Raw genomic sequence first — 20,755 nt, 5'->3', positions numbered from 1 at the left:
CCAAGGCTGTCCGGCTTACCCATCCTACAAACGACAAGGGCGCCTCGAAGGCGCCCTTGTCGTTCAACGCGGATCGAGTTCGATCACGCAGATATCCGCCCTGTCCACCGCTGACAGCCGCCACTCGCGCAGCGCGCCTTCGCCCTCGGCAATCAGCGTGTCATGCAACCCCAGCACCCCGGCGGCCGCACCGTTCAGGCTGGCATGTATCCCTTCTCCCGCACTGAACAACAGCACTGTCGATGCGCTGCTGAAGAAATGCGCCCCGCCCTCCAACCGCAGCCATTGCAGCCGTGCGCGGTAGCGAGTGGGTGAATAGATCAGGTTGAAGTCGCGGATCGCACCGCCCAGCAGCGTGCAGTCCACTGCGCTGGCGCCATCGAAGGCGAAGGCATCGAGCGCGCGCAGATCACGCGAGCCGACGCCATCTACTTTCAGGCGCATGCCCTCGCCTTCCAGCACGCTGATGACCCGCTGATAGCCGGTGAACGCGGAGAACGGCCCCGGTGCGCCGACATCGGCGATGGACACACGCCAGCCGAAACCTTCCAGGCCGTCGCCTGCGTCGCGGACGATCTCTCGGGTAGTGCCCGCGCCGTTCTTCCAGGGCATCGCCGGATAGTCTACGGCGCGCAAAAGCTTTACGTCGGTCATGAACTGAATCGTCCTTCCAGGCGGTAGCGCGACCCCGGATAGAGCAGGCGCGCGCTGGTCACGGTATTGCGTCCCGACCAGGTGCGCCGACGGATCAGCAGGCACGGCTCATGGCGGTCGACGGACAGCAGCTTGCATTCCTCGGGGCTGGGCAGCACCGCCTCGACCACGTGCTCGCCCTCGCTCAGCGGCGCAACCTGGGTCAGGTAGGCGAATGGCGTCTGCCCGGTGAAATCCTGCTTCAGGTAATCCGGCGCCACGGCCGCGTTGACGTAGCGATCCTCGATCTGCACCGGGATATCGTTTTCGTAGTGCACGATCACCGAGTGGAAGATGCGCTGGCCTTCGCGCACGTCCAGCGCCAGCGCTCGCTCGGCACTGGCCAGCTCCTCCACCAGGCTGACCACCACCAGATGGTGCTTGTGCCCGCGGGCGGTGATTTCCTCGGCGATGTTCTGTACCTGGAACAGCGCCGACTGGCCCTTGGGCTCGGCGACGAAGGTACCCACGCCCTGCATGCGCACCAGCAGGCCGTCCGCGGTCAGCTCGCGCAGCGCGCGGTTGATGGTCATGCGGCTGACGCCCAGCTCGTCGACCAGCTCCGCCTCGGACGGCACGCGGTGGTGCGGCGGCCAGGTGCCGGACTGGATCTGCTGGATGATCAACTGCTTGACGCGGGCATACAGCGGCGCGGGAATTTCCCCCATCTGCGCGGCGAGCGACGAACCCTCGACGGGCGAGGTAGGCGTGGGCGATGCGGGCACGGGAAACTCCTTGTCTGGGCGACGGTGGGCGAAGGCCTGGGTCTGACTCCGGCATGTACCGGATTCGACCGGTGCATACAAGTCCTCTGACGACCGTCGGGTTCCTGGCAGTTTACGGTCTCGGCAAACGTCTGTATATGTATATACAAATTCCAAGAACCCCGCGAGGCCTCCGCGCATGTCCGTCCTGTTCGCCGAATCCGCCCTGCTGCCCTCCGGCTGGGCGCGCAATGTCCGTTTCGAGATCGATGCTGACGGCCTGTTCACCGCGATCACGCCGGACGCCAGCGCGGAAGGCGCCGAGCACGTCGCCGGGCCGCTGCTGGCGGGTATGCCGAACCTGCACTCGCATGCCTTCCAGCGCGCCATGGCAGGCCTGGCGGAAGTGGCCGGCAACCCCAACGACAGCTTCTGGACCTGGCGCGACCTGATGTATCGCCTGGTCGGACGCCTGTCGCCCGAGCAGGTGGGCGTCATCGCCCGCCAGCTGTACATCGAGATGCTCAAGGCCGGTTACACCGGTGTCGCCGAATTCCATTACGTGCACCACGACGTCGATGGCAATCCCTACGCCAACCCGGCGGAACTGGCCCTGCGCGTCAGCCAGGCGGCAACGGACGCCGGCATCGGCCTGACCCTGCTGCCGGTGCTCTACTCCCACGCCGGCTTCGGCGGCCAGGCACCCAGCGAGGGCCAGCGTCGCTTCATCAACAGCACCGAAAGCTATCTGAAGCTGATCGACGGCCTGCGCGCGCACCTGGCGAAGCAGCCGCAGCAGAGCCTCGGCCTGTGCTTCCACTCCCTGCGCGCGGTGACGCCGCAGCAGATCAGCGAAGTGCTGGGCGCCGACTCCAGCGATTGCCCGGTGCACATCCACATTGCCGAGCAGCAGAAGGAGGTCGACGACTGCCTGGCCTGGAGCGGCCGCCGTCCGTTGCAATGGCTGCACGAGAACGTCGCGGTGGACCAGCGCTGGTGCCTGGTCCACGCCACCCACGCGCAAGCCGATGAAGTGACCGCCATGGCCCGCAGCGGCGCGGTCGCAGGCCTCTGCCTGACCACCGAGGCGAACCTGGGCGACGGCATCTTCCCGGCGGTGGACTACCTCGCCCAGCACGGCCGCTTCGGCATCGGCTCGGACAGCCATGTGTCACTCAGCGTGGTCGAGGAACTGCGCTGGCTGGAATACGGGCAGCGCCTGCGCGACCAGCGCCGCAATCGCCTGTACGGACAAGATCAACCCATGGTCGGCCGCACTCTGTTCGACGCGGCGCTGTCCGGCGGCGCCCAGGCCCTTGGCCAGCCCACCGGCGAACTGGCGGTAGGCAAGCGCGCCGACCTGCTGGTGCTCGACGGCGGCGACCCTTACCTGCAAACCGCCCGTGGTGACGCCATCCTCAACCGCTGGCTGTTCGCCGGTGGCGATCGCCAGATCCGTGATGTGATGGTTGCCGGGCAATGGCGGGTACGCGAGGGCCGGCATGCGCTCGAAGAACAGAGCGCCCGCGAGTTCGCCAGCGTGCTGCGCCAATTGCTGGACTAAGACACCGTTGTAGGATGGTGTGGAGCGAAGCGATACCCATGTGGTTGAAGGCCAGGATAGAGCCCCTACGTGGGCGCAGAACCTGGAACAGCTCATGCGCCACCCGGCCCGGCGGCGGATAATACTGGCGCATTATTCGCCCTACGGTGACGTTCGACCGCGCGTAGAGGCGGACTCTGTCAGCGTTGGTTTGCGGCGCTGTTTTCCGATTGCGGACGGAGTCCGCTCCTACACAAAGGTTGAATCCCCCGCCGCGCAAAAATCGCAGGCAAGAAAAAACCCCGCTTCTTGCGAAGCGGGGTCTTGCAGACCGATATCCTGACGTCCGTGCTAGCCACCGTCCTTGGTGGATTCCCTTGTTTCCGTATTGTCGTTGGCGCTTCCTGCGCAATGTCCTGACTGAGATAAAGGTTACCGCTGCAGGCCTTTGTCAGATAGACGCCGATCACCACCGCTGTTTGTAAGCCAAGGCTTACAAAGTTTCGAAATAGCAGCCTTGGAAAAAGAAATATCCCATAAAAAACCCCACCGGAGCGGGGCTTTTTTCAGACGCAGAGGCTTAGAACTGCGCGGCATCCAGCAGGTACAGCGACTCGCTGCCGGCCTTCACCGAGGCGGTCAGGGAGTGGATGCGCGGCAGCAGGCGGGCGAAGTAGAAGCGCGCGGTGCCCAGCTTGCTGGCATAGAACTCGTCCTGGCCTTCCTTGCCCAGCGAAGCGCGAGCCATCAGGGCCCACATGTACGCATAGGCGGTGTAGCCGAAGGCGTGCAGGTACTCGACCGAGGCAGCACCGATCTCGTTCGGGTTGCCCTTGGCGCGGTCCAGGACCCAGGCGGTCAGCTCGTCCAGGTTCTGCACGGCGGCGTTCAGCGGGCCGGTGAATTCAGCCAGCTCGGCGGAGGCGGAAGCGGTGAAGGCGCGGATCTCGTCGGTGAACAGCTTGGCGTAGGCGCCGCCGCTGCCGACGATCTTGCGGCCCATCAGGTCCAGCGCCTGGATGCCATTGGTGCCTTCGTAGATCTGGGTGATGCGGCAATCGCGCACCAGTTGCTCCTGGCCCCACTCGCGGATGAAGCCGTGGCCGCCGAAGATCTGCTGGCCGTGAATGGTGGTTTCCAGGCCCATGTCGGTGAGGAAGGCCTTGGCCACCGGGGTCAGCAGGGCGACCAGTTCCTCGGCGCGCTTGCGGGTGGTCGGCTCTTCGCTGTACTTGGCGGTGTCCAGCTGCATGGCGACGTAGCTGGAGAAGGCGCGACCGCCCTCGTTGAGCGCCTTCATGGTCAGCAGCATGCGACGCACGTCGGGGTGGACGATGATCGGGTCGGCGGCCTTGTCTTGCGCCACCGGGCCGGTCGGCGCGCGGCTCTGGATACGCTCGCGGGCGTACTCCACGGCGCTCTGGTAGGAACGCTCGCCGGTGGCCAGGCCCTGGATGCCCACGCCCAGGCGCTCGTAGTTCATCATGGTGAACATGGCGGCCAGGCCCTTGTTCGGCGCATCGACGATCCAGCCGGTAGCGCCGTCAAAGTTCATCACGCAGGTGGCGGAGGCCTTGATGCCCATCTTGTGCTCGATGGAGCCGCAGGACACGGCGTTGCGCTCGCCCAGCGAACCGTCGGCGTTGACCATCACCTTCGGCACCAGGAACAGCGAGATGCCCTTGGAACCGGCCGGCGCGTCGGGAAGCTTGGCCAGCACCAGGTGGATGATGTTCTCGGTCAGGTCGTGCTCGCCGCCGGTGATGAAGATCTTGGTGCCGGAAATCTTGAAGCTGCCGTCAGCCTGCGGCTCGGCCTTGGTGCGGATGATGCCCAGGTCGGTGCCGGCGTGCGGCTCGGTCAGGCACATGGAACCGGCCCAGGTGCCGGCGTACATGTTCGGCAGGTACTTGGCCTTGAGTTCTTCGCTGGCGTGGTTGAGCAGCGACAGGCAGGCGCCGGCGGTCAGCATCGGGTACAGGCCGAAGGACAGGTTGGCCGAGTTGACCATTTCCTCGACCTGGGCGCCGATCACCTTGGGCATGCCCATGCCGCCGAATTCCGGTGCGCCGCCGACACCCACCCAGCCGCCTTCGGCGTAGGTGCGGTAGGCCTCGGGGAAGCCCGCCGGGGTCTTCACGCCCTCGGCGCTCCAGCTGCAGCCTTCTTCGTCGCCGCTGCGGTTCAGCGGGGCGATTACGCCGCCGGTGACCTTGCCGGCCTCTTCGAGGATCGCAGCAGCGGTCTCGGCATCGACGGTTTCGGCCAGGGCGGGCAGTTCGGCCCAGAGATTGGCGACCTCGAAGACTTCATTGAGGACGAATTGCATGTCGCGCAGGGGAGCTTTGTAGTCAGCCATGATGGATCCTCGAACGAAAACGACGGCTGATCTGGCAGCCAGCGGTATCAGAATAGGAGGTACTCGAAGGTACGCCGCCGGAGTTTACTCCAACAACTTTTCAGACTTTAAGCGTCATGATGTGACCGCACAACTATTGATTGGTCACAATATGTAGCCTGAACGAGAAGGCCCGCTCGGGGCGGGCCTTCTTGTCTGGCGCGGGGATTTACAGGGCGAATTGCTCCGCCGACAGGCGCATCAGCACCTCGGCGCCGGCCTCCACCGCCGCCACATGGCCCGACGCGCGGGGCAGCAGGCGGCTGAAGTAGAACTCGGCGGTGGCCAGCTTGGTCTCGTAGAAGGCCTTCTCGCCGGCGCCCTCCTCCAGCTTCTGCTGGGCGACCAGCGCCATGCGCAGCCAGAAATAGCCGAGGGTGACGTAGCCGGAGAACATCAGGTAGTCCACCGAGGCGGCGCCCACTTCGTCCGGGTTCTTCATGGCGGCCATGCCGACTCTCTGGGTCAGCTCGCCCCATTGCTTGTTCAGCGCGGCCAGTTGGGCCACCTGGGCCTTGAGCTGCGGATGCTCGGCATGCTGCTGGCAGAGCTGGTGCACCAGCTTGGTGAAGCCCATCAGCAGCTTGCCCTGGCTGCCGAGGACCTTGCGGCCCAGCAGGTCCAGCGCCTGGATGCCGTTGGTGCCCTCGTAGATCGGCGCGATGCGGCAGTCGCGCACCAGCTGCTCCATGCCCCACTCGCGGATGAAGCCGTGGCCGCCGAACACCTGCATGCCGTGGTTGGTGACTTCCAGGCCGGTCTCGGTCATGAAGGCCTTGCAGATCGGCGTAAGGAAGGCCAGCAGGTTGGCCGCGCGCTCGCGCTCCTCGGCGTCCTGGGACAGGTGCTCGATGTCCAGCAGTTGTGCGGTGAAGTAGGCCAGCGCGCGGTTGCCTTCGTTGAACGCCTTCATGGTCAGCAGCATGCGGCGCACGTCGGGGTGGACGATGATCGGGTCGGCGGGCTTCTCCGGTGCCTTCGGCCCGGTCAGCGAGCGCATCTGCAGGCGGTCCTGGGCGTAGCGCACGGCGCCCTGATAGCTGGTCTCGCCGAGGCAGAGACCCTGCATGCCGGTGCCCAGGCGCGCGTGGTTCATCATGGTGAACATGCAGGCCAGGCCCTTGTTGGCTTCGCCGATGAGGAAGCCCTTGGCGCCATCGAAGTTCATCACGCAGGTGGCCGAAGCCTTGATGCCCATCTTGTGCTCGATGGAACCGCAGGCCACGGCGTTGCGGCTACCGACCTCGCCGTTCGCGTCCAGGTTGAACTTGGGCACGATGAACAGCGAGATGCCCTTGGTGCCAGCGGGCGCGTCGGGCAGCTTGGCCAGGACCAGGTGGATGATGTTCTCGCTCATGTCATGCTCACCGGCGGAGATGAAGATCTTGGTGCCGGTGATCGCGTAGCTGCCGTCGGCGTTGGGCACGGCGCGGGTCTTGATGATGCCCAGGTCGGTGCCGCAGTGCGGCTCGGTGAGGCACATGGTGCCGGTCCACACCGCGCTGGTCATGCGCGGCAGGTAGGTATTCTTCTGATCCTGCGTGCCGTGGGCATGGATGGCGGCCATCGCGCCCTTGGTCAGGCCGGGGTACATGCCCCAGGAGCAGTTGGACGCGCCGATCATCTCGCTGACCAGCAGGCCGAGGGACGGCGGCAGGCCCTGGCCGCCATATTCCGGGTCGCTGGAAACGCCGTTCCAGCCGGCCTCGACGTACTGCGCGAAAGCTTCCTTGAAGCCTTTGGGCGTGGTCACCACGCCGTTGTCGAAGTGGCAGCCTTCCTCGTCGCCGGAGCGGTTCAGCGGGGCGATGACCTGCTCGCAGAACTTCGCGCCTTCCTCGAGGATGGCGGCGAACATGTCCGGGGTGGCGTCGGTGGCGCCGAGGGCTTCGTAGCGGCCGGTGAAGTCGAAGACTTCGTCGGTGAGGAAGCGCACGTCGCGCAGGGGGGCCTTGTACTCGGGCATCGCGAATCTCCGTTCGGTTCGTGCGCCGAAGCGGCGCGTAAAACCCGAACCTAACGATCCGTGACCGCCCGGACAATCACGCTGCACGCCCTGAATGCGCAGTCATAACGCAGGCCGCTCAGGCGGTGCGCACCGCTCCACGACGGGATTGCCCATGCACGGCCACGCGGTTGCGCCCGCCGCTCTTGGCCGAATACAGCGCTTCGTCAGCGCCCTTGATGACCTCGTCCGGGCTGCGCCGCTCGCCGTCGCGCTCGGCGACGCCAACGCTGATGGTCACCGAGACGGTCTGCGCATCCTTGCCGCTGCGCTTGCTGCGGCCCTGGCGATCATCCTTGGGACGGTTGCCGCGGTCGCGCAGGTGCATGGCATAGCCCTCGATGGCCTGGCGCACGCCATCCAGGTAGGGCAGGCACTGCTCCACCGTCTTGCCGGCGAACACCAGGGTGAATTCCTCGCCGCCGTAGCGGTAAGCCTTGCCGCCGCCACCGGTGCGACGCAGCTGGCTGGCGACCATGCGCAGCACCTGGTCGCCGACGTCGTGGCCGTGGCTGTCGTTGAATTTCTTGAAGTGGTCCACGTCGATCATCGCCAGCACGTACTGCTGGCCCAGGCGCTGGAAGCGTTCGTTCAGCGCGCGACGCCCCGGCAGGCCGGTGAGCTCGTCGCGGAACGCCATCTGGTAGGCCTCGTGCGCCACAGCGCCGGCCAGGGTGAGCATCACCAGGCTGGTCATCACGGTGAGCGCATGGGGCAGGATGAACACCTTGGGCAGCATCCACAGCAGGCCGACCAAACCGAACAGCTGCGCAGCATGCAGCGGGCGGGGCTGGCGCACGTAGGCGGCGACCAGGGCGATGAAGGCCATGAGGAACCCGAAGTAGGACAACTGCGCGAGGTTCATCCACTGGCCGTGCAGCACCGGCCAGTAAGTGTCGCTGAGCAGTTCCGCCAGGCCCTGCGGGAAGCGCTTGGCCAGGGCCATCGCCACGCCGGCCACGGCGATCAGCGCGGCGCTGCGGGCGAGCAGGTCCTGCAGCATGTGCATGCGTTCCTGCCAGATGCCATACAGGCCGTAGAGCAGCGGCAACAGCACGCAACACAGGTGGAACACCAGCGCCGCCTCGGGCATCACCACGCGGTGCGCCTGGAAGTAGTCGACCTGGGTATCGAGGAGGAAATACGCGATATACACCACCGCCAGCATGAACAACTGGCGCTGGCGGCCATAGACCAGGCACAGCGCGCCACCTAGCAGGAGCAGCAGGGTCGGCAGCACATTGAACAGGGAGATGAAGAAGTCAGACAGTTCGCCCAGGGAGCCGGCGGCGATGCCGGCCGGAATCAGCAACAGGGGCGTGAGGAAATGGCTGATCCGGTAAGGGGCCTTGGGTCGCACAGGGGGTTCCGCAAAGTGGGTGCCGGGCTCGCCATCAGCGCAACGGCATGTGGCGTAATGATGGCATTTTCTGCGGAGATTTGTGTGGCTTGGGAGACGAAAAAGCCCGCCTTGCGGCGGGCTTTTTCCTGGTCAGCAGACGGACGGCGAGCCGCCCGTTTATAGCGCCGATCAGTAACCGAGGGCGAAATCTTCCTCGGCCAGGTCCATCAGGTTGTTGGCGCCCGACAGCATGGCACCGACGTGCGCGCGGGTGCGCGGCAGGATGCGCTGGAAGTAGAAGCGCGCGGTCTTCAGCTTGGCCTGGTAGAAGGCCTCTTCGCTGGTACCGGCAGCCAGCTTCTCGGCAGCCAGGCGAGCCATGTCGGCCCAGAAGTAGGCCAGGCAGGCGTAGCCGGAGTACATCAGGTAGTCCACCGACGCGGCGCCGACTTCCTCGCGGTCCTTCATGGCGGCCATGCCGACCTTCATGGTCAGGTCGCCCCACTCCTTGTTCAGCGCGGCCAGCGGGGCAACGAACTCCTTGACCGCTTCGTTGGCTTCGTTGGCCTGGCAGAACTTGTGCACGATCTTGGTGAAGCCCTTGAGCGCTTCGCCCTGGGTCATGAGGATCTTGCGGCCCAGCAGGTCCAGCGCCTGAACGCCGGTGGTGCCTTCGTACAGCATGGAGATACGGCTGTCGCGGACGTTCTGTTCCATGCCGTGCTCGGCGATGAAGCCGTGGCCGCCATAGATCTGCACGCCGTGGTTGGCGGCTTCGAAGCCCACTTCGGTCATGAATGCCTTGGCGATCGGAGTGAGGAAGGCCAGCATCGAGTCAGCGGCTTTCTTCTCTTCTTCGTCCTGGCTGCGCTGGACGATGTCGACCTGCTTGGCGGCGAAGTACAGCATGGCGCGGTTGCCTTCGGCGAAAGCCTTGGCAGTCAGCAGCATGCGGCGAACGTCCGGGTGCACGATGATCGGGTCGGCGGCTTTTTCCGGCGCTTTCGGGCCGGTCAGCGAACGCATCTGCAGACGCTCGCGAGCATAGGCGATGCCACCCTGGAAACCGATTTCGGCGTGGGCCAGGCCTTGCAGCGCGGTACCCAGGCGAGCGGTGTTCATGAAGGTGAACATGCAGTTCAGGCCCTTGTTCGGCGGGCCGATCAGGAAGCCGGTAGCGGCGTCGAAGTTCATCACGCAGGTGGCGTTGCCGTGAATGCCCATCTTGTGCTCGATGGAGCCACAGGACACGGCGTTGCGCTCGCCCACGTTGCCTTCTGCGTTGGGCAGGAACTTCGGCACGATGAACAGCGAGATGCCCTTGGTGCCCTGCGGGGCGTCGGGCAGGCGGGCCAGCACGATGTGGACGATGTTGTCGGCCATGTCGTGTTCACCCGCGGAGATGAAGATCTTGGTGCCGGTGATCTTGTAGGTGCCGTCAGCCTGCGGCTCGGCCTTGGTGCGCAGCATGCCCAGGTCGGTGCCGCAATGCGGCTCGGTCAGGCACATGGTGCCAGTCCACTCGCCGGACACCAGCTTGGTCAGGTAGGCCTGCTGCTGCTCCGGAGTGCCGTGGGCGTGCAGGGTGTTCATGGCGCCGTGGGACAGGCCCGGGTACATGCCCCAGGACCAGTTGGCCTGGCCGACCATCTCGCTGATGGCCAGACCAAGGGATTCGGGCAGGCCCTGGCCGCCGTGCTCGACGTCATGGGCCAGGCTCGGCCAGCCGCCTTCGACGAACTGCTGGTAGGCCTCTTTGAAGCCGGTCGGAGTCTTGACGCCTTCCGGGCTCCATTTGCAGCCTTCCAGGTCGCCAGTGCGGTTCAGCGGAGCGATTACCTGTTCGCAGAACTTCGCACCCTCTTCGAGGATGGCATTGACCATGTCCGGGGTGGCGTCTTCGGCGCCCGGCAGGTTCTGGTAGTGCGCTTCGTAGCCCAGCAGCTCGTCGCGAACGAAACGGATATCACGCAAGGGGGCCTTGTAATCAGGCATAGCGGTAAACCTCTACGAAGGGTTCTGGTTAATGGGCGACCGGTTGCTGCGGTCGCAGTGCGGGAGCATTCCCGGCCGCCCAGTCGGTGCGCGCACGCATCCGGACAGTCAAACAGGCGTTTGAAACATACGTTTACGCCATACCCTTGTCAAGCGTGCAAACCGACCGCCTGGTCACGCTCGCCGGGCTGTCCGCAGGGTGTATTCGCAGCGCCGTGATGAAGCTAATTAAAGCCCATGGCAGAGCGGCCGGCGTGTCACGAGGACAGCCGGCCGCTGAGCAGGAATCAGGGGGTGAAGACGGTCGCGCTCAGGCGCGGATATCGAGCAGCGTGCCGAGCGTTTCGTCGGCGGCCTGGATGACCTTGGCGCCGGCTTCGACCTCGTGCTGGCCACGGCGCAGATCCACCAGATGGTCGGTCAGGGCGTCACTGGAGGCGGTACGCGCGCCGGCGCTGGCGATATCGCTGCCGGCCTGGTCGACACGGCGCTGCCCTGCCTGGACGCTGGCCAGACCCGCAGAGAAAGCATTACCGGAGATTTCCATCGACGCGCCTCCTCGGCAAAAAGCAGCAAGTGGCCAGTATTCAAGCAGACGGCGCCCGCCAGGCCAAGGGCTGGTTACAAATCCAGGATGCCCAGGTCCAGGTGCGCAGCCACCGCCGCCGGCGTCGCCTGGGCCAGGCGCGGCACGCGTCCAACGCAAGGTGCCGGCAGGCGTTCGGCGAGGGTGGCGAGGTTTTCTTCCAGACGGGAGGTCTGCGCATCGACGATGTTCGCCACCCAGCCGGCCAGCACCAGGCCGTCGCGCTGGATCGCCTCGGCGCTGAGCACGGCATGGTTGATGCAGCCCAGGCGCACGCCGACGACCAGAATTACCGGAAGCTGCAGAGCGATGGCCAGGTCGGAGAGGTTCTCCTCCCCCGCCAGCGGCACGCGCCAGCCGCCAGCGCCTTCGACCAGAGTGAAGTCGGCACCCAGCGCCAGCACCGAGCGTACCGGTCCCGCGAGCGCATCCACGGCCAGTTTCACGCCCTGCTCGCGGGCGGCGAGGTGCGGAGCGATGGCCGGCTCGAAGGCGAAGGGGTTCACCTGTTCATAGACCAGCGGCACGCTGCATTCGCCCAGCAGCGCCAGCGCGTCTGAGTTGCGCAGTCCCTCGGGGCTGCGCTCGCAGCCGGAAGCCACCGGCTTGGCGGCCGCCGTGGACAACCCGGCCAGCCGTGCTGCATGCAGCAGGCCGCAGGCGACGGTGGTCTTGCCGATTTCGGTGTCGGTGCCGGTAACGAAGTAGGCGTGGGACATGGGTTCCTCGGTGTCTTTCGTAGGAGCGGACTCCGTCCGCGACAGGTCCGCTTCGCGCCGGATATCATCGCGGACGGAGTCCGCTCCTACAGGGAATTGATTTTGCGCAGGACGGCGTAGACCACCCGGTAGGTCGCGGGTAACCCCTCGGGCTGGCGGAAGCGCTCGTACGCGGCGATCAGCGCGCGCACCCGTTCGCGCCCGGTGAGGCCATCAGGCCGGCCGGGGTTGAGGTTATGCGCGCCGAGCGCCTTGAGTTCATGGGTCAGGCAGCGCAGGTCGGGGAAGTGCAGGACGCGGTCCTCGGTGCGCAACTCCAGCACTTCCAGGCCGCTGCCTGCGCAGTGCTGCTGGTACTGCTCGAAGGCGCGGAAGCGGTTCACGTGGACGAAGCCGTCCACCGCTTCCCAGCTCTGCCGCAGCTCGCCCAGGGTGCCGATACACAGGCTGCTGAAGGCCGCAACGCCGCCTGGGCGCAGCACGCGACAGGCTTCACCGAGCACCGCCGGCAGGTCGGCGCACCACTGCACGGCCAGGCTGGAAAACAGCAGGTCGCAGGCCGAATCGCGCAACGGCAGCCGTTCGGCATCGCCACCGATGAAGTGCAGCGCACCACCCTGCTCGCGGGCGTGGCGCAGCATGCCCTCGGCGATATCGACGGCCAGGCCCTGTGCCTGCGGATAACGCGCCGCCAGGGCGCGGGTGAAATAACCGGTGCCGCTACCCAGGTCGATCCAGCGCTGCGGCGCAGTCTGTGCCGGCAGCAGCTCCAGCAGGCGGCTGCCGACAGCGCGCTGCAGTTCGGCCACTGCGTCGTAGGTCGACGCGGCGCGGGAGAAGGAGGCGGCTACCTGGCGTTTGTCGGGCAGCGCGCTGGTACTGCAATCAGGCATCGTCGCCCTCGTGGATGAACTTCAGGATGGCGCTCGCCACTTCGTCCGGCTGCTCCAGCGGCAGACCGTGGCTGGCGCCGGGCAGCAGGCTGACTTCGACGTCCGGCAGCCAGTCCAGCAACGCGTCGGCGGCGCTCGCCGGGACTAGCGCATCGTTAGCGGCGAACAGGTGCAGTTGCGGGCCGGGATAGCGGCCGAGGGCGGCGCGGGTATCGAGCTGCCCCAGCAGTTGCAGGCCAGCGGTCAGGCCCTCCACGTTCAGTTGCGGCAATGCCACCTGCAATTGGCGAGCGAGGGTGCGCGCATCGCGGGCGCCCTGGCTGACCAGCATCGTAAAGCGCTTGCGCACCAACTGCGGCTCGAGCAGGAAGGCCTCGAAGAAGTCCTCGAAGACTTCGTTGGCCATGGCATCCGGCCAATCCTCGCGGCGACGGAAGCAGGGGTTGCTGGCAATGGTGACCAGCCCGCGGCAGGACTCGCCACGGCGAGCCGCCAGCTCGGCGCCAAGCATGCCACCCAGGGACCAGCCGGCAATCCAGGCATCATGGGCGACGTTGTCGTCCAACTCGTCGAGCCAGGCGTTCGGGTCGGCATCCGCCGGCAGCGGCTCGATCTGCACGTTCAAATGCGGCGCCTGCTCCAGCAGCGCGTCGCGCAGCGGTTCCAGGGGAGCGCTGCCCAGGCCCCAGCCCGGCAGCAGGATCAGTTGGTCACGCATCATCGCCCTCCTCGGCATCGATCTCTGCCAGAAGGCTAGACGACACGCGCTGCCAGCTTTCGGCAAGCGCCAGCAGCAGGCGGTCAACCTGCGCCTCGGTGTGCGAAGCGGACAGGGTCACGCGCAGGCGTGCGGTACCCGCCGGCACGGTGGGCGGGCGAATTGCGCCGACGAGAATGCCGCGCTGGCGCAGCTCCGCGGACAACGCCATGGCCTGGGCGCTGCCGCCGATGAGAATCGGCTGGATCGGCGTCGGGCTGTCCATCAGCTCCAGGCCGATGGCTTGGGCACCGGCACGGAAGCGCGCGATCAGCCCGTTCAGGCGGTCACGGCGCCAGCTCTCGGCGCGCAGCAATTCCAGGCTCTTCAACGTGGCGCAGGCCACGGCGGGCGGCTGGCTGGTGGTGTAGATGTATGGGCGGGCGAACTGGATCAGCGTCTCGATCAGCTCCTCGCTGCCGGCGACGAAAGCCCCAGCAGTGCCGAAGGCCTTGCCGAGGGTGCCGACCAGCACAGGCACGTCCTCGATCCCCAAGCCGAAGTGCTCGACGATGCCGCCACCGGTCGCACCCAGCGGGCCGAAACCGTGGGCGTCGTCGACCATCACCCAGGCGCCCTTCTCCCTTGCCCTGGCGCAAAGCGCGGGCAGGTCGGCCAGGTCGCCGTCCATGCTGAACACGCCGTCGGTGACCACCAGCGTGTTGCCCTCGGCTTTCTCAAGCCGAGAGGCGAGGCTGGCGGCGTCGTTGTGCAGGTAGCGCGAGAAGCGCGCGCCGGAAAGCAAGCCGGCATCCAGCAGCGAGGCGTGGTTGAGGCGGTCCTCCAGCACGCTGTCACCCTTGCCGACGAGGGCGGTGACAGTACCCAGGTTGGCCATGTAGCCGGTGGAGAACAGCAGCGCACGCGGGCGGCCGGTGAACTCGGCGAGCGCCAGCTCCAGCTCATGGTGCGGACCGCAATGGCCATTGACCAGGTGCGAGGCGCCACCGCCAACGCCCCAGCGTTCGGCGCCGGCGCGCATCGCCGCGATCACCTCGGGGTGATTGGCCAGGCCCAGGTAATCGTTGGAACAGAAGGCCAGCATCGGCTGACCATCGATGACCACGTCCGGTCCCTGCGGCGATTCCAGCAGCGGACGGCGGCGGTAGAGGTCCTCCGCCTGGCGCTGGGCCAGGCGGGCGGCGAGATCGAAAGGCATGCGCAACCCCGTGTCGGCGGTGGTCCTGCGAGGCGAGGACCTGTAGGAGCGAGCTGGCTTGCGAACCGCCCGGCACCGAAGGATTCGGGAAAATCGTTCGCGAGCCAGCTCGCTCCTACATGAAGAAAAGCGGCTCTATCAGGCCGAAGCCGCGTTATAGAACAGCTGGGAATCGCGTTGCTCCACCAGTGCCTGCTCGATGGCGGCCTGGTGCACCTCGTCGGCGTGCTCCTCGCGCTCCTCGGGCTTGATGCCCAGACGTGCGAACAGCTGCATGTCCTTCTCGGCCTGCGGGTTGGCGGTGGTCAGCAGCTTCTCGCCGTAGAAGATCGAGTTGGCGCCCGCCATGAAGGCCAGGGCCTGCATCTGCTCGTTCATCTGCTCGCGGCCGGCGGACAGGCGCACATGGGATTTCGGCATCAGGATGCGGGCGACCGCCAGGGTGCGGATGAAGTCGAACGGGTCGACGTCCTTCTCCTCGGCCAGCGGGGTGCCCTTCACCTTTACCAGCATGTTGATCGGCACCGATTCCGGGTGCTCGGGCAGGTTGGCCAGCTGGATCAGCAGGCCGGCTCGGTCGTCCACCGACTCGCCCATGCCGAGGATGCCGCCGGAGCAGATCTTCATCCCCGCCTCGCGCACGTACGCCAGGGTCTGCAGGCGCTCGGCGTAGGTGCGGGTGGTGATGATGTTGCCGTAGAACTCCGGCGAGGTATCGAGGTTGTGGTTGTAGTAGTCCAGGCCCGCTTCGGCCAGCGACTGGGTCTGCTCCTGGGTCAGCTTGCCCAGGGTCATGCAGGTCTCCAGGCCGAGCTTCTTCACGCCCTTCACCATTTCCAGCACGTAGGGCATGTCCTTCGCCGATGGATGCTTCCAGGCGGCGCCCATGCAGAAGCGCGTCGAGCCGATGGCCTTGGCCTCGGCTGCGGCCTGCAGCACCTTCTGCACTTCCATCAGCTTTTCCTTGTCCAGGCCGGTGTTGTAGTGGCCGGACTGCGGGCAATATTTGCAGTCTTCGGGGCAGGCGCCGGTCTTGATCGACAGCAAGGTCGACACCTGTACGCGGTTCGGATCGAAATGTGCCCGGTGCAGGGTCTGCGCCTGGAACAGCAGGTCGTTGAAGGGCTGTTCGAACAGGGCCCGGACTTCGGCAAGAGTCCAGTCGTGGCGGGTTGCTTGGGCTGCGGTGGCACTCATCGGCAAAAGTCCTTCGACGCTTGGGGGCGCCTCTTGTCCAGGGGTGCCCCGGCGGCGCGCCACCGGGGAAATCAGGCTCAAGGCATCATATGTGGAGCTGTGACGCTGTCAACCACTCTCGCGACACAGGTCGACAAGTGACCATTTATTGACCAATTGCACGGGTGGATTTGCCGCTGTGGCTGAACCGATCCGCCTCATCGCCGCTCCAATCAGTCAGAACACTCAGGAGTCATACCCCAGATGGGAACAGAAGGATTCTTCGACGGCCTTGGCCAGATGGTCGGCAAGGCCATCCGCTTCATCGTCGATCTGCTGTCAGGCGTGCTCGGCGGCCTGTGGCGCGCGATGGACGACTTCTTCCACGGCCTGGCGCGCGCCGTGGGAATCGACGTCTCGATCTTCAGCTTCGTCCTGCTCTTCATCGGCTTGCTGCTGCTCTACAGTGGCATCCGCGCCTTCATGCGGCGCTCGATCTTCGGCGGGCTGATCTGGACGGTGCTGGGGCTGGTGGTCCTGAGCTGGCTGATCCATTGAGCAGCGCCGCCCACGGAGGGGCGAAATGCGGTTGCTTCACTGGCGCCCCGTCTGGTGGCGCCCCCGGGTGCAATGTCTTCTCTGTGGCGGAGCGGCGGAACAGGCCGCCCTGCCCCTCTGCGCCGGCTGTGACGACGACCTGCCCTGGCTGGCCGGGCATTGCACCGTTTGCGCACTGCCCCTGCCCGTCACCGGCCTGACCTGCGGGCAATGTTTGCGCCGCGCGCCAGCATTCCACCGCGTCGAAACTCCGCTGCGCTACGGCTTCCCCGTCGATGCGCTGATCACCCGCTTCAAGCACCAGGCCAATGCGCCGCTCGGGCGGCTGCTTGGTCAGTTGCTCGAACGCCATTTGCTGCATGCCTTTGACGAAGGATTGCCGCGCCCGGACCGACTGATCCCCGTGCCGCTGTCGCGCCGGCGCGAACGGCAACGCGGCTTCAACCAGGCGCAACTGCTGGCGCAATGGTTGGCCACGCCACTGGGCCTGCCGGTGGATGACCACCTCGTCCGCCGCACGCAGGACACCCCGGCCCAGCAAGGCCTGGACGCCGCCACCCGCAAGCGCAACCTGCGCAGCGCCTTCGCCCTGGGCGACGGTGCACGGGTCGAAGGCCTGCATCTGGCGCTGGTGGACGACGTGCTGACCACCGGCGCCACCGCCGAACGCATCGCCCGCCTGCTGCGCCGCGCCGGCGCGCGGCGGGTCGACGTCTACTGTCTGGCGCGCACACCGCCCCCGCAATAGAACGCCGTTCGGCCACATTCCCGACATCTGCCCCTTGCGTTTTGCACGCCCGCAACGGAGCCTCCCCGCATACCAATAAATACTCGCGAAACCATGACCACCCTCAGCCTGTTGACCCAACACGTCACCCGCCGCCCGCAGCGCATCGCCCTGCTGGCGCAGATCGCCCAGCTCGGCTCGATCACCCACGCCGCCAAGGCCGCCGGGATGAGCTACAAGACCGCCTGGGACGCCATCGATGAACTGAACAACCTCTCCGACCGCCCGCTGGTGGAACGCAGCGTTGGCGGCAAGGGCGGTGGCGGCGCCCGCCTGACCGCCGACGGCGAGCGCCTGCTGGCGCTGTACCAGCGCCTGGAAGCCCTGCGCGAACACATTGTCGAGCATGTCGAGCACCAGGCTGACCTGGAGCTGATCGGCCGCCTGATGATGCGCACCAGCGCGCGCAACCAGCTGCACGGGCATGTCGTCGCCGTGGAGCCGGCCGGCCTCAACGACCTGGTGCGCATCGAGCTGCCCGGCGGCTCGCGCATCCAGGCGCGGGTCACCCGCGAGAGCGCGGAGAAACTGGAGCTCGCCGGCGGCGTAGCGGTGGTGGCGTTGATGAAGGCCGGCTGGCTCTACGTTGACCTGCCGCACATTCCCTGCCCGGAAGGGCTGAATGCGCTGGAGGGCCATGTCGACGATATCCGCGAAGCCGAAGACGGCCCCAGCGAAGTACGCATCCAGTTGCCCAGCGGGCAGATGCTCTGCGCGCTGACCGACCCGGAGCGGGTCGATATCCTCGGCCTGAAAGCCGGCTCGGCGGTGCGCGCACAGTTTTCCCCGGCCCAGGTGATCCTCGGCACGCCGCTATAGCCCCCGGTTACCCTGGATTTCCCTGCCTCATATCAAGCCCGGCAGCACTGTGCCGCGCTCCAATAGCCAACGCGTTCCGCCCGTGCCGGGCGGGACCCTGGCCAACCGGAGCTCCCACCATGCGCCGCCCACTTCTGCTGCTCGCCCTGCTGTTCCTGCCCCTTGCCGGTCACGCCGGCCCCGACGTACTGCGGGTCGGTGCCAGCGACGAACTGATGTCGATACTCGAACCCGTGGTGGACCAGTACCAGATCGAGACACGCAACAAGGTTCTGCTGATCGGCGGCGACGAAGCCGAACTCGTCGAGCAGGTCCGCCAGGGTACGCCCTATGACCTGCTGCTGACCCCGCTGCATCACGCGGACAAGCAGGCGCAGCCGGTCAAGTGCAAATTCCGTTCGATGCAGGAGTTGACCCTGGTGAAGGGCGAACGCCGAGGGCTGGCCACGGACTTCGTCGAGTACCTGAGAAAACACTGCGCCGACCGTTGAGGCAACTGCCCACCCAAACGAAGCGGACTGGGTAAACTAGGCAGCTTTACCCTTGCCGGAACGTCGCCATGTCCCATCCCTTTTCCGCCCTCACCCCCGACCTGGTGCTGGATGCGGTGGAAAGCATCGGTTTTCTCAGCGACGCCCGCGTACTCGCGCTCAACAGCTACGAGAACCGCGTCTACCAAGTCGGCATCGAAGACAGCGAGCCGCTGATCGCCAAGTTCTACCGCCCCGGCCGCTGGACTACCGAGGCCATCCTCGAGGAACACAGCTTCTCCGCCGAGCTGGCCGAATGCGAAGTCCCGGTGGTGGCGCCGCTGGTGCACGAGGGCAGGACCCTCTTCGAGCATGCCGGCTTCCGTTTCACCCTGTTCCCCCGCCGCGGCGGCCGCGCACCGGAGCCGGGCAACCTCGACCAGCTCTATCGCCTGGGCCAACTGCTCGGCCGCCTGCACGCCGTGGGCGCCAACCGTCCGTTCGAACACCGTGAGTCGCTCACACCGCAGAACTTCGGCCACCAGTCCCTGACCACCCTGCTGGAGGGCAACTTCATTCCCAAGAGTCTGCTGCCGGCCTACGAGTCCGTTGCGCGCGACCTGCTGAAGAAGATCGACGACCTCTACGCACGGGTGAAGTACACGCCGATCCGCATGCACGGCGACTGCCATCCCGGCAACCTGCTGTGCCGCGACGAAACCTTCCACGTCGTTGACCTCGATGATTGCCGCATGGGCCCGGCGGTGCAGGACTTGTGGATGATGCTTGCCGGCGAACGCCAGGAGCGCCTCGGGCAGCTCTCGGAACTGGTCGACGGCTACCAGGAATTCCACGACTTCGACCCACGCGAGCTGCCGCTGATCGAAGGCCTGCGCGCCCTGCGCCTGATGCATTACAGCGCGTGGCTGGCACGCCGCTGGGACGACCCGGCGTTCCCCCCGAGCTTCCCCTGGTTCGGCACCGAGCGTTACTGGGGCGAGCAGGTGCTGGTACTGCGCGAGCAACTGGCGGCGCTGGATGAGGAGCCGTTGCGGCTGTTCTGACCCGCCAGGTTCTGGCTTTCGTAGGCCTCCCCGTAACGACATCGTTACGCCCATTCGCCGACGCGACCGGGACGTCCAGCGAAGCAGCACAGACAAGCCCGGTTGCGCGCCCTAGAATTGTGCAGCCACTCATTAGCTGCCTAACCAAGGATGTTCCATGGCCACCGCCAATCCCCGCCGGGGCTACGCCCTGGGCTTGACTGCCTATGTCATCTGGGGGCTCTTCCCGATCTACTTCAAGCTGCTCGAACGCATCCCCGCGCTGGAAATCATCACCCACCGGGCCATCTGGTCGGCGGTGTTCGGCGCCCTGCTATTACTCGTCTGGAAGCACCCCGGCTGGTGGCGCGAGCTGCGCGAGAACCCCAAGCGCATCGCCGTCCTCACCGCCAGCGGCCTGTTGATCGCCAGCAACTGGCTGGTCTACGTCTGGGCGGTGAATAACGGCCACATGATCGAGGCCAGCCTGGGCTACTACATCAACCCGCTGATCAACGTATTGCTGGGCCTGGTGATCCTGCGCGAACGCCTGCGCCCGCTGCAGTGGGTAGCGGTCGGCCTCGCCGCGCTGGGCGTGGCCCAGCAGCTCTGGCAACTGGGCAGCCTGCCCTGGGTGTCGCTGGCACTGGCACTGACCTTCGGCTTCTACGGGCTGATCCGCAAGCAGGCTCCGGTGGCAGCGCTACCGGGCCTGGTGGTGGAGACCTGGATTTTGCTGCCACTGGCGATCGGTTATCTCGTGCTGTTCGCCGACGGCCCGAGCGTGCACGCAGACTTCTGGACCACCAAGGACGCCATCTGGCTCGCCGCCGCCGGCCCGATCACCCTGGTGCCACTGGTGTGCTTCAACGCTGCCGCGCGCCACCTGCCCTACGCGACCCTCGGCTTCCTGCAGTACCTGGCACCGACCCTGGTGCTTTTGCAGGCAATCCTGCTGTTCGGCGAGCACCTGGACACCACGCGCCTGATCTCCCTCTGCTGCATCTGGGCGGGCCTGGTCGTCTACAGCGTGGACATCTGGTACCGCCTCTCCCGCGGCGACTGATCACTATTTGATCCACTACCTGCAAGCCGCGCCAGCTGCGGC

19 protein-coding genes are annotated in these 20,755 nt (G+C 66.2%); 7 read left to right on the top strand and 12 right to left on the bottom strand.

Annotated features, from left to right (window positions below; genetic code table 11):
- Positions 1-63: 63 nt before the first annotated feature.
- The gene (locus tag MJ122_RS16505) at positions 64-654 is read right to left on the bottom strand and encodes a HutD family protein (protein WP_239744835.1); all 591 of its coding nucleotides are present in this window, start codon (positions 652-654) and stop codon (positions 64-66) included.
- Positions 651-1,361, bottom strand: a complete 711-nt coding sequence (gene hutC, locus MJ122_RS16500) for a histidine utilization repressor (protein ID WP_088416422.1) — start codon at positions 1,359-1,361, stop codon at positions 651-653. The genes MJ122_RS16505 and hutC overlap by 4 nt, the downstream gene beginning before the upstream one ends.
- Before the next feature lie 235 nt (positions 1,362-1,596).
- On the opposite strand from hutC, the gene MJ122_RS16495 reads away from it, so the two are divergent.
- Complete coding sequence (locus tag MJ122_RS16495) at positions 1,597-2,961, top strand: formimidoylglutamate deiminase (protein ID WP_239744834.1); 1,365 nt, start codon at positions 1,597-1,599, stop codon at positions 2,959-2,961.
- A gap of 559 nt (positions 2,962-3,520) precedes the next feature.
- Here the strand turns inward: MJ122_RS16495 and MJ122_RS16490 are convergent.
- The 10 genes from MJ122_RS16490 to bioB all read right to left on the bottom strand — a co-directional run bounded on the left by MJ122_RS16490 (position 3,521) and on the right by bioB (position 15,991).
- Positions 3,521-5,299, bottom strand: coding sequence for an acyl-CoA dehydrogenase C-terminal domain-containing protein (locus tag MJ122_RS16490; RefSeq protein WP_239744833.1), 1,779 nt, complete (start codon positions 5,297-5,299; stop codon positions 3,521-3,523).
- A gap of 208 nt (positions 5,300-5,507) precedes the next feature.
- The gene (locus tag MJ122_RS16485) at positions 5,508-7,304 is read right to left on the bottom strand and encodes an acyl-CoA dehydrogenase C-terminal domain-containing protein (protein ID WP_088416031.1); all 1,797 of its coding nucleotides are present in this window, start codon (positions 7,302-7,304) and stop codon (positions 5,508-5,510) included.
- Positions 7,305-7,422: 118 nt separating this feature from the next.
- Positions 7,423-8,703 carry a GGDEF domain-containing protein gene (locus MJ122_RS16480; protein ID WP_239744832.1) on the bottom strand — a complete coding sequence of 427 codons (1,281 nt, stop codon included), beginning with the start codon at positions 8,701-8,703 and terminating at the stop codon, positions 7,423-7,425.
- 171 nt (positions 8,704-8,874) lie between these two features.
- A complete protein-coding gene (locus MJ122_RS16475) occupies positions 8,875-10,680 on the bottom strand; it encodes a phenylacyl-CoA dehydrogenase (RefSeq protein ID WP_017520219.1) in 1,806 nt (601 codons plus the stop codon).
- A gap of 310 nt (positions 10,681-10,990) precedes the next feature.
- Positions 10,991-11,227: a hypothetical protein gene (locus tag MJ122_RS16470; RefSeq protein WP_088416029.1), complete on the bottom strand. Its 237-nt coding sequence runs from the start codon at positions 11,225-11,227 to the stop codon at positions 10,991-10,993.
- A gap of 74 nt (positions 11,228-11,301) precedes the next feature.
- Positions 11,302-11,985, bottom strand: a complete 684-nt coding sequence (bioD, locus tag MJ122_RS16465) for a dethiobiotin synthase (protein WP_088416028.1) — start codon at positions 11,983-11,985, stop codon at positions 11,302-11,304.
- A gap of 86 nt (positions 11,986-12,071) precedes the next feature.
- Positions 12,072-12,878, bottom strand: coding sequence for a malonyl-ACP O-methyltransferase BioC (gene bioC / locus MJ122_RS16460; RefSeq protein WP_239744831.1), 807 nt, complete (start codon positions 12,876-12,878; stop codon positions 12,072-12,074).
- Complete coding sequence (locus tag MJ122_RS16455) at positions 12,871-13,596, bottom strand: alpha/beta fold hydrolase (protein WP_239744830.1); 726 nt, start codon at positions 13,594-13,596, stop codon at positions 12,871-12,873. Before MJ122_RS16455 ends, bioC begins: the two co-directional genes overlap by 8 nt.
- Positions 13,589-14,794, bottom strand: a complete 1,206-nt coding sequence (gene bioF / locus MJ122_RS16450; RefSeq protein ID WP_239744829.1) for an 8-amino-7-oxononanoate synthase — start codon at positions 14,792-14,794, stop codon at positions 13,589-13,591. The genes MJ122_RS16455 and bioF overlap by 8 nt, the downstream gene beginning before the upstream one ends.
- 138 nt (positions 14,795-14,932) lie before the next feature.
- A complete protein-coding gene (bioB, locus tag MJ122_RS16445) occupies positions 14,933-15,991 on the bottom strand; it encodes a biotin synthase BioB (protein WP_239744828.1) in 1,059 nt (352 codons plus the stop codon).
- 243 nt (positions 15,992-16,234) lie between these two features.
- On the opposite strand from bioB, the gene MJ122_RS16440 reads away from it, so the two are divergent.
- The 6 genes from MJ122_RS16440 (at position 16,235) to rarD (ending at position 20,713) form a co-directional block, all read left to right on the top strand.
- Positions 16,235-16,528: a hypothetical protein gene (locus MJ122_RS16440; protein ID WP_017520212.1), complete on the top strand. Its 294-nt coding sequence runs from the start codon at positions 16,235-16,237 to the stop codon at positions 16,526-16,528.
- Between the two features lie 25 nt (positions 16,529-16,553).
- Positions 16,554-17,276 carry a ComF family protein gene (locus MJ122_RS16435; RefSeq protein ID WP_088416022.1) on the top strand — a complete coding sequence of 241 codons (723 nt, stop codon included), beginning with the start codon at positions 16,554-16,556 and terminating at the stop codon, positions 17,274-17,276.
- Positions 17,277-17,369: 93 nt separating this feature from the next.
- Positions 17,370-18,134: a TOBE domain-containing protein gene (locus tag MJ122_RS16430; protein ID WP_088416021.1), complete on the top strand. Its 765-nt coding sequence runs from the start codon at positions 17,370-17,372 to the stop codon at positions 18,132-18,134.
- Positions 18,135-18,253: 119 nt separating this feature from the next.
- Complete coding sequence (locus MJ122_RS16425; protein ID WP_239744827.1) at positions 18,254-18,625, top strand: hypothetical protein; 372 nt, start codon at positions 18,254-18,256, stop codon at positions 18,623-18,625.
- Positions 18,626-18,693: 68 nt separating this feature from the next.
- On the top strand, positions 18,694-19,668 hold the full coding sequence (locus tag MJ122_RS16420) for a serine/threonine protein kinase (RefSeq protein WP_239744826.1): 975 nt from the start codon (positions 18,694-18,696) through the stop codon (positions 19,666-19,668).
- A 157-nt stretch (positions 19,669-19,825) separates the two neighbouring features.
- Entirely contained in the window at positions 19,826-20,713 is an 888-nt protein-coding gene (rarD, locus tag MJ122_RS16415; protein WP_088416018.1) for an EamA family transporter RarD, read from the top strand.
- Positions 20,714-20,755 lie beyond the last annotated feature (42 nt).

Origin of the sequence: Pseudomonas sp. DP-17, from assembly GCF_022380625.1 — a bacterium.
GTDB classification, from domain to species: Bacteria; Pseudomonadota; Gammaproteobacteria; order Pseudomonadales; family Pseudomonadaceae; genus Pseudomonas; species Pseudomonas nitroreducens_A.
The sequence above is the reverse complement of the archived record's forward strand: the minus strand, read 5'-3'. Positions and strand labels throughout refer to the sequence as shown.

Excerpts from the sequence above, each read along its gene's own strand:
- MJ122_RS16505 (WP_239744835.1), bottom strand. The coding sequence starts at position 654 with ATGACCGACGTAAAGCTTTTGCGCGCCGTAGACTATCCGGCGATGCCC.
- MJ122_RS16430 (WP_088416021.1), top strand. The coding sequence starts at position 17,370 with ATGACCACCCTCAGCCTGTTGACCCAACACGTCACCCGCCGCCCGCAG.
- MJ122_RS16440 (WP_017520212.1), top strand. The coding sequence starts at position 16,235 with ATGGGAACAGAAGGATTCTTCGACGGCCTTGGCCAGATGGTCGGCAAG.
- bioB (WP_239744828.1), bottom strand. The coding sequence starts at position 15,991 with ATGAGTGCCACCGCAGCCCAAGCAACCCGCCACGACTGGACTCTTGCC.
- MJ122_RS16495 (WP_239744834.1), top strand. The coding sequence starts at position 1,597 with ATGTCCGTCCTGTTCGCCGAATCCGCCCTGCTGCCCTCCGGCTGGGCG.
- hutC (WP_088416422.1), bottom strand. The coding sequence starts at position 1,361 with ATGGGGGAAATTCCCGCGCCGCTGTATGCCCGCGTCAAGCAGTTGATC.
- MJ122_RS16490 (WP_239744833.1), bottom strand. The coding sequence starts at position 5,299 with ATGGCTGACTACAAAGCTCCCCTGCGCGACATGCAATTCGTCCTCAAT.
- bioD (WP_088416028.1), bottom strand. The coding sequence starts at position 11,985 with ATGTCCCACGCCTACTTCGTTACCGGCACCGACACCGAAATCGGCAAG.
- MJ122_RS16425 (WP_239744827.1), top strand. The coding sequence starts at position 18,254 with ATGCGCCGCCCACTTCTGCTGCTCGCCCTGCTGTTCCTGCCCCTTGCC.
- MJ122_RS16485 (WP_088416031.1), bottom strand. The coding sequence starts at position 7,304 with ATGCCCGAGTACAAGGCCCCCCTGCGCGACGTGCGCTTCCTCACCGAC.
- MJ122_RS16475 (WP_017520219.1), bottom strand. The coding sequence starts at position 10,680 with ATGCCTGATTACAAGGCCCCCTTGCGTGATATCCGTTTCGTTCGCGAC.
- MJ122_RS16455 (WP_239744830.1), bottom strand. The coding sequence starts at position 13,596 with ATGCGTGACCAACTGATCCTGCTGCCGGGCTGGGGCCTGGGCAGCGCT.
- MJ122_RS16435 (WP_088416022.1), top strand. The coding sequence starts at position 16,554 with ATGCGGTTGCTTCACTGGCGCCCCGTCTGGTGGCGCCCCCGGGTGCAA.
- bioC (WP_239744831.1), bottom strand. The coding sequence starts at position 12,878 with ATGCCTGATTGCAGTACCAGCGCGCTGCCCGACAAACGCCAGGTAGCC.
- rarD (WP_088416018.1), top strand. The coding sequence starts at position 19,826 with ATGGCCACCGCCAATCCCCGCCGGGGCTACGCCCTGGGCTTGACTGCC.
- bioF (WP_239744829.1), bottom strand. The coding sequence starts at position 14,794 with ATGCCTTTCGATCTCGCCGCCCGCCTGGCCCAGCGCCAGGCGGAGGAC.
- MJ122_RS16470 (WP_088416029.1), bottom strand. The coding sequence starts at position 11,227 with ATGGAAATCTCCGGTAATGCTTTCTCTGCGGGTCTGGCCAGCGTCCAG.
- MJ122_RS16420 (WP_239744826.1), top strand. The coding sequence starts at position 18,694 with ATGTCCCATCCCTTTTCCGCCCTCACCCCCGACCTGGTGCTGGATGCG.